Source organism: Streptomyces sp. NPDC048275, assembly GCF_040652275.1.
In the GTDB taxonomy this organism is placed as follows: domain Bacteria; phylum Actinomycetota; class Actinomycetes; order Streptomycetales; family Streptomycetaceae; genus Streptomyces.
In genome coordinates, this window is sequence record NZ_JBEZLR010000178.1 from 1 (window position 1) to 9669 (window position 9669).

At 67.8% G+C, this 9669-nt stretch carries 12 protein-coding genes and 2 pseudogenes; 10 read left to right on the forward strand and 4 right to left on the reverse strand.

Going from position 1 to position 9669, the window contains the following annotated elements:
- Positions 1-171: 171 nt before the first annotated feature.
- Complete coding sequence (locus AB0D57_RS46290; protein ID WP_362088537.1) at positions 172-1062, reverse strand: LysR family transcriptional regulator; 891 nt, start codon at positions 1060-1062, stop codon at positions 172-174.
- Positions 1063-1186: 124 nt separating this feature from the next.
- Here AB0D57_RS46290 and AB0D57_RS46295 point away from each other — a divergent pair, with 124 nt between their 5' ends.
- The 8 genes and pseudogenes from AB0D57_RS46295 (at position 1187) to AB0D57_RS46330 (ending at position 5054) form a co-directional block, all read left to right on the forward strand.
- The gene (locus AB0D57_RS46295; protein WP_362088538.1) at positions 1187-1696 is read left to right on the forward strand and encodes a nuclear transport factor 2 family protein; all 510 of its coding nucleotides are present in this window, start codon (positions 1187-1189) and stop codon (positions 1694-1696) included.
- Positions 1697-1839: 143 nt separating this feature from the next.
- A complete protein-coding gene (locus tag AB0D57_RS46300; RefSeq protein WP_362088548.1) occupies positions 1840-2289 on the forward strand; it encodes a GNAT family N-acetyltransferase in 450 nt (149 codons plus the stop codon).
- Between the two features lie 216 nt (positions 2290-2505).
- On the forward strand, positions 2506-3006 hold the full coding sequence (locus AB0D57_RS46305) for a cupin domain-containing protein (RefSeq protein ID WP_362088539.1): 501 nt from the start codon (positions 2506-2508) through the stop codon (positions 3004-3006).
- Positions 3003-3122: pseudogene (locus AB0D57_RS46310) on the forward strand (VOC family protein); the annotation flags it as partial. The gene AB0D57_RS46305 and the pseudogene AB0D57_RS46310, both read left to right, overlap by 4 nt.
- Positions 3123-3278: 156 nt before the next feature.
- Positions 3279-3485: a hypothetical protein gene (locus AB0D57_RS46315; RefSeq protein ID WP_362088540.1), complete on the forward strand. Its 207-nt coding sequence runs from the start codon at positions 3279-3281 to the stop codon at positions 3483-3485.
- Positions 3486-3539: 54 nt separating this feature from the next.
- Complete coding sequence (locus AB0D57_RS46320) at positions 3540-3815, forward strand: hypothetical protein (protein WP_362088541.1); 276 nt, start codon at positions 3540-3542, stop codon at positions 3813-3815.
- A gap of 173 nt (positions 3816-3988) precedes the next feature.
- A pseudogene (locus AB0D57_RS46325) lies at positions 3989-4144 on the forward strand (DUF317 domain-containing protein); the annotation flags it as partial.
- Positions 4145-4274: 130 nt separating this feature from the next.
- A complete protein-coding gene (locus AB0D57_RS46330) occupies positions 4275-5054 on the forward strand; it encodes a class I SAM-dependent methyltransferase (protein WP_362088542.1) in 780 nt (259 codons plus the stop codon).
- A 21-nt stretch (positions 5055-5075) separates the two neighbouring features.
- On the opposite strand, the gene AB0D57_RS46335 is transcribed toward AB0D57_RS46330, so the two are convergent.
- A complete protein-coding gene (locus AB0D57_RS46335; protein WP_362088543.1) occupies positions 5076-5333 on the reverse strand; it encodes a hypothetical protein in 258 nt (85 codons plus the stop codon).
- Between the two features lie 97 nt (positions 5334-5430).
- On the opposite strand from AB0D57_RS46335, the gene AB0D57_RS46340 reads away from it, so the two are divergent.
- Both AB0D57_RS46340 and AB0D57_RS46345 read left to right on the forward strand, forming a co-directional pair.
- On the forward strand, positions 5431-6054 hold the full coding sequence (locus AB0D57_RS46340) for a DUF6000 family protein (RefSeq protein ID WP_362088544.1): 624 nt from the start codon (positions 5431-5433) through the stop codon (positions 6052-6054).
- 59 nt (positions 6055-6113) lie between these two features.
- Positions 6114-6446: a hypothetical protein gene (locus AB0D57_RS46345; RefSeq protein ID WP_362088545.1), complete on the forward strand. Its 333-nt coding sequence runs from the start codon at positions 6114-6116 to the stop codon at positions 6444-6446.
- Here AB0D57_RS46345 and AB0D57_RS46350 read toward each other — a convergent pair.
- Together AB0D57_RS46350 and AB0D57_RS46355 are read right to left on the reverse strand one after the other, a co-directional pair.
- Positions 6441-6701 carry a hypothetical protein gene (locus AB0D57_RS46350; protein ID WP_362088546.1) on the reverse strand — a complete coding sequence of 87 codons (261 nt, stop codon included), beginning with the start codon at positions 6699-6701 and terminating at the stop codon, positions 6441-6443. The two genes, AB0D57_RS46345 and AB0D57_RS46350, sit on opposite strands and share 6 nt — an antisense overlap.
- A gap of 511 nt (positions 6702-7212) precedes the next feature.
- Positions 7213-9669: Ig-like domain repeat protein (locus tag AB0D57_RS46355; RefSeq protein ID WP_362088547.1), on the reverse strand; the 2457-nt coding region annotated here is incomplete at its 5' end.

The window sequence follows — 9669 nt, forward strand, 5'->3', positions numbered from 1 at the left end:
CCGCCCGAAGGGCGCGCCCCGCGGCGTCTGGTGCGTGCGATCGCAAGGCGCCGGAGCGCCCTAATAGCGGAGCTATTCGGGCGTTTCGGCAACGCCGCGAGCGTGCGTGCCAGGCGTCGCGGGGCAGGCGGGACTTTCGAAACACGCCCTAGTACCAGTGGTGTCAGAGGGTCATCCGCCGACCAGCATGAGGGCGGACTCGTTGAAGGTGCGGATGCGGGCGGTGGTGGCGTCGGCGCGCCATTGGAGGGCCCATTCCAAGGGTGGGGCGTCACTGATGGGAACGTAAGCGACGTCGGGGCGAGCGTAGTAGCGCCGGACCTGCGCACCGACGGCGACGGCGCCCTGACCGGCGCCGATGAGGGTGAGCATCTCGTTGAACGTCGCGGTCGCGGGGCCGTGCTCGATCGGGCGTCCGGCCGGGGTGGCGCGGGGCGTGCAATTCCGCTGCAGGGAGTCCGGCACGTTTTCGGGCAACCGCAGGAGTCTCACCCGGGCCAGATCCTCTAGGGACAGCGACTCGCGGCGGGCGAAGGGATGTCCCGAGGGAACGGCCAGCATGCGTGCCTCGCGCACGAGTACCGGGCCGGAGACGAGTCCGGGTTCGTCCACGGGGCGGTGGGTCAGGGCGATGTCGACCTCGCCATCGCGGAGCCAGGGGAAGACCTCGGCCATCTGCGCCTCGCGCAGCCGTACCTCGCAGCCCGGTTCGCGCCCGCGGAACAACTCGGCGGCTCCGGCCAGGAGCTGGCCGCCGGCGGCGCCGACGAACGCGACGCGCAGTGTGCCGGTGAGGCCGCGTCCGGCATCGACCGCCCGCTCGAAGGCGGCGGCGATCTGGATCCAGGCGGGCCGGAGCTCCTCCTCCAGCTGCCGGCCGACCGCGGTCAGTTCCACGCGGCGGCTGGTGCGGTTGAACAGCGGGACGCCGACACGACGTTCCAGTTTGGCGATGGTCTGGCTGACCCGGGTGGTGGACAGGTGCAGACGCTCGGCGGTCCGGCCGAAATGCAGTTCCTCGGCCAGGGTGAGGAAGGCGTCCAGTTCGTGTCGTTCCAACATCGCGCCCCCTGCATCGTGAATCCGGACTTCACGATCGTTGCACAGGTCGGCGTTGATCGGACCGCTGCGCCCAGCGAGGGTTGATGCAGCTCGCACGTCCAACTGACCTGCATGGGAGCATGCAATGTACGTAACCGAGGCGCACGCCCTTTCCGCCCCGGCCGCCGAGACCGAGAAGGTTGTCGCGGAGCTGCGCGACCGTACGGAGATCCTCGACGCGCTGTACCGGTTCGGCCTGGGCCAGGACCTGAAGGATCCGCAGCTGTTTGCCTCCGCCTTCGCCGCCGACGCCGAGCTGGACTTTGCCCCGGCGGCGGCGAAGTGGGGAGGCAGACCGCCGCTGATGGTCGGCCGGGACACGATCGTCACCACGATCCTCGGCCTGTTCACCGGCCGGGTGGACACCACCCACCAAGTCACCAATGCGCGCATCGCCGTCGACGGCGCCACCGCGCGTCTGACCGCGCTGGTGGAGGCCCAGCACCTGCTCGTTGCCGACCGCGGAACCTTCTCCTTGCTGAAGAACCCCTACGCCGTCGATCTGGTCCGCGACGGCGACCGCTGGGTGATCCGCAGGATGCGCATCGACAACGCCTGGTTCACCGGCGACCCCGCCGCGATCTTCGCCGCCTGACCATCGAACGGGAGGAAGAACCTGATGACGACGGCCTTGCCCGGTCAACGAACACCGGCGACTCGCACGAGGAAGGAACACGACACGTGACCGGCACCGGTACCCCGCTGGTTCGGGAGGCGACCGCGGAGGACTGGCCTGCGATGTGGGCGTTCATGGAGGGCATCGTGCGGGCCGGGGAGACCTTTTCCTGGGATCGCGAAACCACCCAGGAGCAGGCGCGGGTGATGTGGTTCCCGCAGCCGCCGGGGCACACGTTCGTCGCCGTGGGCAGCGGTGGCGAGATCCTCGGGACCGCCAACAGCGTCCGCAACCATCGCGGGGGCGCCTCGCACATCGCAAGTGCCAGCTTCATGGTGGATCCGGCGCACTCCGGGCGGGGCGTGGGACGGGCGCTCGGGGAACACGTCCTCGAGCAGGCGCGGGACGACGGGTTCCGGGCCATGCAGTTCAACGCCGTCGTGGAGACCAATACGCGGGCGGTCGCCCTCTGGCGCTCGCTCGGCCTCAAGGTGGTGGGGACCCTCCCGGAAGGCTTCCGCCATCCGGTGCACGGATACGTGGGACTGCACATCATGCACCGGGCACTCTGAGCACGCCCATGCACTCCGACCAGGCCAGACCAGGCTCCGGAGCCCGGCGGCCACCACCATCGAGGCTCCGCCCTCGCGGGCTGTCTCGCCTTCCCGAACTGCACCCGGTGCAGAACCTGGCGCGCAGTCTCATCTCATTCCTCGTCGCTGTCCTGATCGCCGAGTTGGACGGTGACTGGTTCGCGCAGCGGCCGCTATCCCTAAAAAGGGCACGACATGAAGATCGCAATGACCGGCGGACGGCCGGTACTGACCCGTCACTCCGAGGCCGAGACCTGCGCCGACCCCAGCAGCGTGATGACGCTGCTCGCCGACTCGGACAGCATCGCCGACGGCTTCACCAGCTACCGGTCCACGTTCGCCAAGGGGACTGTGGGGGCACCTGCCCACTTCCACACCAGGGCGACAGAGCTGTTCTTCGTGATCAGCGGATCCCTCCAGGTGCTGGTGGGGGAGGAGGTCACCGTCCTGGAGGCGGGCGACTTCCTGGCCGTGCCGCCCCACACCCCGCACGCCTTCGCCCCGGCGCCCGGCTGTGAGGCGGACGTGCTGTTCGTGTTCACGCCGGGCATGGGCCGGTTCGACTACCTGCGCCTGCTCGGCCGGGTGATGCGTGGCGAGGCCGACGCGACGGAGATCGCCGCCTCCGCGAAGCGGTTCGACAACCATTACGTCGACAGTCCCGTCTGGCGGGCTGCCCTGGAGGCCTCGGCCTGATCGACTGCACCGTCCGAGTCCGGGTGGCCTGGCCCTCGCGGGACCTCGCCACCGCCGAACGCTTCTCCGCGGACGGCCTCGGCCTGGCCGTCCTGTGGCGCACGACCGAGCGCGTTCCAGGCGAGCCCCCGGCCCCGCATAGCACCTCGGTGGACCAGGGCGGCCGACCGGACCACGCGCATCTGTCGGCAAACGATGGCGAGCTCAAGTGATCAACGCGCCACCGGGCCCGGAGCACCATCGCCGGCCAGCTCTACAACGCCAAGGAGCCGATGACCCTGTTCGAGCTGCAGGCATGGCTCGGACACCGGTCTCCAAGCTCCACCCAGTTCTACGCGAAGATCTCCCCCAATACCCTGGCCAAGGCATACAGCGAAGCCGGCTACTTCGCCCGCAACGTGCACACCATCGAGGGTCTCGTCGACCGCGACGCCGTCGCCTCCGGGGCGGCGGCCACCGGCGAGTCCTGGCAGTACTAAGACCTGGGCCACGGCTGGTGCACATACTCCTTCCTCGAACAGTGTCAGCACCGGATGGCCTGCGCCCGCTGCGACTTCTACACCCCCAAGGACTCCAGCAAGGCCCAACTCCTCGAAGCCAAGGAGAACCTGCAGCACATGCTCGTCTCCATCCCGCTGACCGAGGACGAGCGCGCCGCGGTCGACGACGGCCAAACCGCCATCGCCGCGCTCCTCGCCCGGCTCACCGACATCCCCATACCCGCAGGCCCCACACCACGGGAACTCGGCCTCCCCGCCACCGTCACCAGGCTGCCCATCGTGGAGGTCCGCCAAGGAAAACAGGAGTGACTGGTTCTATAGGTAAGTGTGGCTCACGGTTGCGAACCCAGGGGAGCCGTATGCGTGTCCTCTCACGACAGAACGAAGGCGCTCACAACCGCCGCCGCCCAAAGAAGCTGAGCCAGGACCAGATCCCACGCACAAAACCAAGTGAACCTTGACAAACCCGATTCCACATAATCGCCAACGCCTACGCCACCGCGCCCGACCACCGCGTCCGACTCGGAATCCTGCCCGAGGGCGACGACGACGGACTGTGGCGGATCAACGCCTACCGCGACCGCTTCGCCCCGCCCGCGTGGGGCGTCAGTTTCAACGACACCTGCCCCACCGAGTTCTTCTCTGAACTACCGGCGGCAGCACGGCAGCTGCGGTAAACCAGTGGCGTTTCCGTGGACGGACCTCATAGCTTGTGCGTTCGTGACTGGTGATCCGAAGATGCGCCCAAGTCGACACGACCTCGGCCGAGTGTTCAACGAGGTGCCGGAGCTCTACGACCGGGTCCGGCCGGGATACCCCGACGAATTGTTCGCGGACCTTGGCGCCGTCACCGGCATGGACGAACGGTCGTCGGTGCTGGAGGTGGGCTGCGGTACCGGTCAGGCGACGCGCTCGCTAGCAGCGCTCGGATGCTCAGTGACTGCCGTCGAGCCGGGGGCAGACATGGCCGCACTCGCTCGCCACCGGATCGCCTCCTTCCGCAACGTCGAAGTCGAGACGTCGACGTTTGAGGAGTGGGACAACCGCGGTCGACGCTTCGATGTCCTCGTGGCTGCGTCGTCGTGGCACTGGGTTGACCCGTCGATTGGCTGGCAGCGAGCGCACGACATGCTCCATCCCGGAGGCTGGATGGCGCTGCTTGGCCACGTCGTTGTCCGCCGACCGGGAGAACCGGAGGTGTATGCCGAGACCGCCGATCTCCACGAGCGGTTCTGCCCAGGGAACCCTGATTGGGGTCATCCACCACTCGAAGAAGACGTGCGCGGCACCGACGAGGGTTGGGGCCTGGTCGACGATCCCGGAGAATTTTTTGGCCCAACGATTGTGCGCTGGTATCCGACCGTTCAGTGGTTCACCGGGGACGGCTTTGCCGATCACCTTCGCTCGTTGTCTCTGTACCGGAGACTCGATCGCGACGTCCGTGAGCCTTTGCTCGACGCCGTCGCCGAGCGGATCCGCACGCGGATGGGCGACCGGGCATCACGCCGTTACCTGAGCGTCCTCCGTGTTGGACAGCGCGCCCAGTGAGGCCAGGGACCTGCCCCTGAACTAACTCGAAGGTCTCATAGCTGTGCTGGTCCGTGTCGCGATCTGGCTGAAGGTAGGCATACCGAGGTCGATCACCTTGCACTGCCGTTCTCGTTCCGAGTCGAGCTGGGCCAGCTTCTCCTCGGCGCTGGCGAGGCTGACTTGGAGTCCTTCGATCTCACCAAGCCATCCCTCCTGTTCTGCTTCGGTGATTCGGGCGATCAGGTTGTCGCGGATCTCGACGAGGCGGTGTCTCTGAGCCGGATCCGGTCGGAGCATGGAGCATCGAATACACGCTTCTCTGAACTAGCGATCGCTACTCGGGGCTCTGGGTAAACCGCTGGCAGCTGGGTCCTCGCCGGGCAAAGATGGAGCCATGCGCGATGCCCACACCGACCCCGAGCTCATAGACGTGGTCCGACGATTCGTCGCGCCCGGCCGACGGTACCTTCGTCTGGGTGGAAGCTTCCTGCGGTTGAGCGGGCCTGAGCGCGAGCTGTTTGTGAGGGACCTGGTCCAGGCTGCCGGGGAGATCACTCCCGCTGAACTCGGCATCCTTCTTGAAGGGGGTTGGCGAGAGCGTAGGACTGCCTCCTGGCTGGTTGCTGTAGCCGGCAGGACCGAGTTCCGCAGCCGCATCGGCGAACTCCTGCTGGCCAGCGGAGGCCCCTACGGCGGGGCCTACGGCATCACTCTTGCCACCTTCGGCACCAGCGCGGACGCCGATCTGGTCTGCAGATACCTTGATCGCTACTTGCCTCAACCCGAGCTGGGCTACGACCGGACCTTCGCTCTGAGCACACTGCTTCACCTCGATGCGGTCCTTGGGACCGAGAGAGCATCCCCATACCTTGCCGCCGGTGGCCTGTGGCAGCAGTGGACCGATGCCACGCCGAACGTAGTGTGGGATCCGCAGGAGTACCGGCATGTCGTGGACCAGCTCTGTTCCTTCGCCCGCGAGTGCGCTGAACTCTTTGCCAGAACGGAAACCAGGCACTGAGTCTCCCGACCTGAGCGCTGGACGCCGACTGCTTCGGACCTCTCGGTAGAGTCTGGGCGATGACAGGAAACCAGGGCCGCTGGTCAAAGATCGACCAGGATGGTGGCATCGAGGACGTGACACTCCTCATCCTGGAATGGCTGGGTGAGCAGGGCGTGAACGCCATGATCAGAGTGGACGCCGAGAGGGTGGCCGACAATGCGCCGGCGTGGACGTTCGCCGCCAGTGGGGGTCCCTTGGAGCATGGCATGCGTGCTGACGGGAGGGGCATGCGTGCTGACGGGAGGACTGTGCAGCAATGCATGTCCACAGCCCTGTCCCAGCTGCGGGGGGGCCGGGCTGTCGGTTCCGTTTTGATCTTCGTCTTCGCTCGCCTCTGGCTTCGATCATGACGTTGGTCTCGGCGTCCCAGCGGTTCCTCCGGACCGGCTGAAGCCCGGCATTCCGAGCTGGACCGCAGCCAACTGTCTCTCGGCCAGTGCGTCGACCTGGGCGAGCTTGTCTTCGGCGCCGGCCAAGCTGACACGGAGTCCTTCGATCTCGCCGAGCCAACCCTCGTGTTCGGCTTCGGCGATGCGGGCGACGAGGTTGTCGCGGATCTCCTCCAACCGGCCGCGCCGCTTGGCCCATTGGATCGCGAACTCCACGCGCTTATACGTCCGGTCACGCCGTCGACGCTGGCCGCGGTTGTACTCGGGCAGCAGCGACTGCTCAACGAACTGATCGAACCGATCAAGATAGATATTGGACAGGATATTCAGCCTTGAGCATGTGGCCGATCAGCCGCAGGAACCAGCCGTCGTGGATCTTCTCGCTCAGAATCGACAGCATGACTTCGTGGTCAAGGTCAGGACACTCGCCAGTCCTCCCCATGTATCCGCCGCCGGACAAAGATCCTCCACATCGGGCTTCACATACCAACGCTTCGTGGCCTTGACGTTGGTATGCCCCGCCCACAGCGCAGGGAGGTGATCCGGCACCCCGTTGTTCGCGAGGTAGGTGAAGCAACTCGCGCGGGCATCGTACAAGCGGACCCTTTGAAGCGCGTTCTCGGCCACCTCGCTTTCGATGACAGGCCGTGGGTCGACGCCCGACCGGTCTTCCCGGTCGGGCGTCGACTCACCGTCGAGGCAAAAGTCGGCTGCTGTGGCCGGCCGGCTAGGCCTCTTCACTCACCACGTGACTGTCCGTCGCGGTGTCCCCGGCGAAGTTCGCGTCCCCGCCGTAGGTCGCAGTGATGGTGTAGGGGCTCCCCTCCGCGTCCGTGTAGGTGTGCGTACTCGTCACGATTCCTCCGACGAGGGTTTCGGTGACGGCCGGCGACCCGTCTCCGAAGTCCAAGGTGACCGTTCCCGTCGGCGTCCCCGCGCCCGGAGCGTCCGCGGTGACCGTCGCCGTCACCGTCACCGACTCGCCCACCACCGACGGATCGGGAGCGGACGTCACCGTGGCCGTGGTCGCGGCCTGGTTCACCGTCTGGGTGTCCGTCGCGGTGTCCCCGGTGAAGTTCGCGTCCCCGCCGTAGGTCGCGGTGATGGTGTACGGGCTCCCTGCCACGTCCGTGTAGATGTGCGTGGCCGTGGCCACCCCGCCTGCCACCGTCGCGGAAGTCGTCCCCGACCCGTCGCCGAAGTCGAAGACGACCGTTCCTGTCGGCGTCCCCGCGCCCGGAGCGTCCGCGGTCACCGTCGCCGTCACCGTCACCGGCTCGCCCACCACCGACGGATCGGGAGCGGACGTCACCGTCGCCGTGGTCGCGGCCTGGTTCACCGTCTGGGTGTCCGTGCCCGTGGTACCGGCGAAGTCGGTGTCCCCGCCGTACGAGACGTTGATGGTGTAGGGGCTCCCCTCCGCGTCCGTGTAGGTGTGCGTGCTCGTCACGGTTCCTCCGACGAGGGTTTCGGTGACGGCCGGCGACCCGTCTCCGAAGTCCAAGGTGACCGTTCCTGTCGGCGTCCCCGCGCCCGGAGCGTCCGCGGTCACCGTCGCCGTCACCGTCACCGGCTCGCCCACCACCGACGGATCGGGAGCGGACGTCACCGTCGCCGTGGTCGCGGCCTGGTTCACCGTCTGAGTGTCTGTCGCGGTGTCCCCGGCGAAGTTCGCGTCCCCGCCGTAGGTCGCGGTGATCGTGTACGGGCTGCCCACGGTGCTGGCGTACGTGTGCGTGACCGTGGCCACGCCGCCCACCAGGGTCCCCGTCGCGTCTGGCGTCCCGTCGCCGAAGTCGAAGGTGACCGTCCCCGTCGGCGTCCCCGCACCCGGAGCGTCCGCGGTCACCGTCGCCGTCACCGTCACCGGCTCGCCCACCACCGACGGATCGGGAGCGGACGTCACCGTCGCCGTGGTCGCGGCCTGGCCCACGGTCTGAGTGTCGGTACCGGTGGAGGCGCTGAAGTCGCCGTTCCCACCGTAGGCCGCCGTGATGGTGAACGGGCTGCCTACCGTGGTGGCATAACTGTGCGTGACCGTGGCTACGCCGCCCACCAGGGTCCCCGACGCGTCTGGCGTCCCGTCGCCGAAGTCGAAGGTGACCGTCCCCGTCGGCGTACCCGCCCCCGGCGCCACCGGCACCACCGTCGCCGTCACCGTCACCGGCTCACCTACCACCGACGGATCGGGAGCGGACGTCACCGTGGTCGTGGTGTCCGCAGCGCCGACCGTGTGAGGGTCGGTGTCGGAGGAGCCTGCGAAGCTGGTGTCTCCGCCGTAGGTGGCGCTGATGGTGAACGGGCTACCGGTCGCCGTGGCGTAGGTGTGCGTTGCCGTGGCCGTGCCGCCCACGACGACTCCGGGGACCGGTGTGGAGCCGTCGCCGAAGTCGAAGGTGACCGTCCCCGTCGGCGTCCCCACCCCCGGAGCGGTCGCTGTCACCGTCGCCGTGGCCGTCACCTGCTCGCCGACCAGGGACGGGTCGGGTGCCGACGTCACCACGGTTGTCGTGGCCGACTGATTCACTGTGTGGGTGTCGGCGCCGACCGACGGGGCGAAGTTGCTGTTGCCGGTGTAGACGGCGTTGATGGTGTGGGGGCCGACCGTCAGGGCATTGGTGGTGACGGTGGCGGTGCCCGCGATGACGGGAGCGCTGAGGACAGGTCCGGCGCTGATGACGAAGAACACCGTCCCGCCGGGTGTACCGGCTCCGGGCGGGGTGGGCGTCACCGTGGCGGTGATCGTCACTTGTTCGCCGAAGACCGACGGGTCGGGAGTCGACGTGACCGCGGTGGTCGTCGCGGCCAGGCCCACGGTCTGGGTGTCGGTACCGGTGGAGGCGCTGAAGTCGCCGTTCCCCGCATAGGTGGCGGTGACGGTGTAGGGGCTGCCCACGGTGCTGGTGTAGGTGTGGGTGACCGTCGCTGTCCCGCCCACAAGCGTCACGGTCTCCGCGGGTGACCCGTCCCCGAAGGTGACGATCACGTTTCCGGTCGGTGTTCCTGTGCCGGGTGCCTGGGCACCCACCACCACGGTGATGGCGACCGGTTGGCCGACCAGCGAGGGGTCGGGGCTGGTGGAGACCACAGTGGTGGTTCCGGCCGCTCCGACGGTCTGGGTGTCGGTACCGGTGGAGGAGACGAAGTTGCTGTCCCCGCCGTAGGAGGCGGTGACGGCGAACGG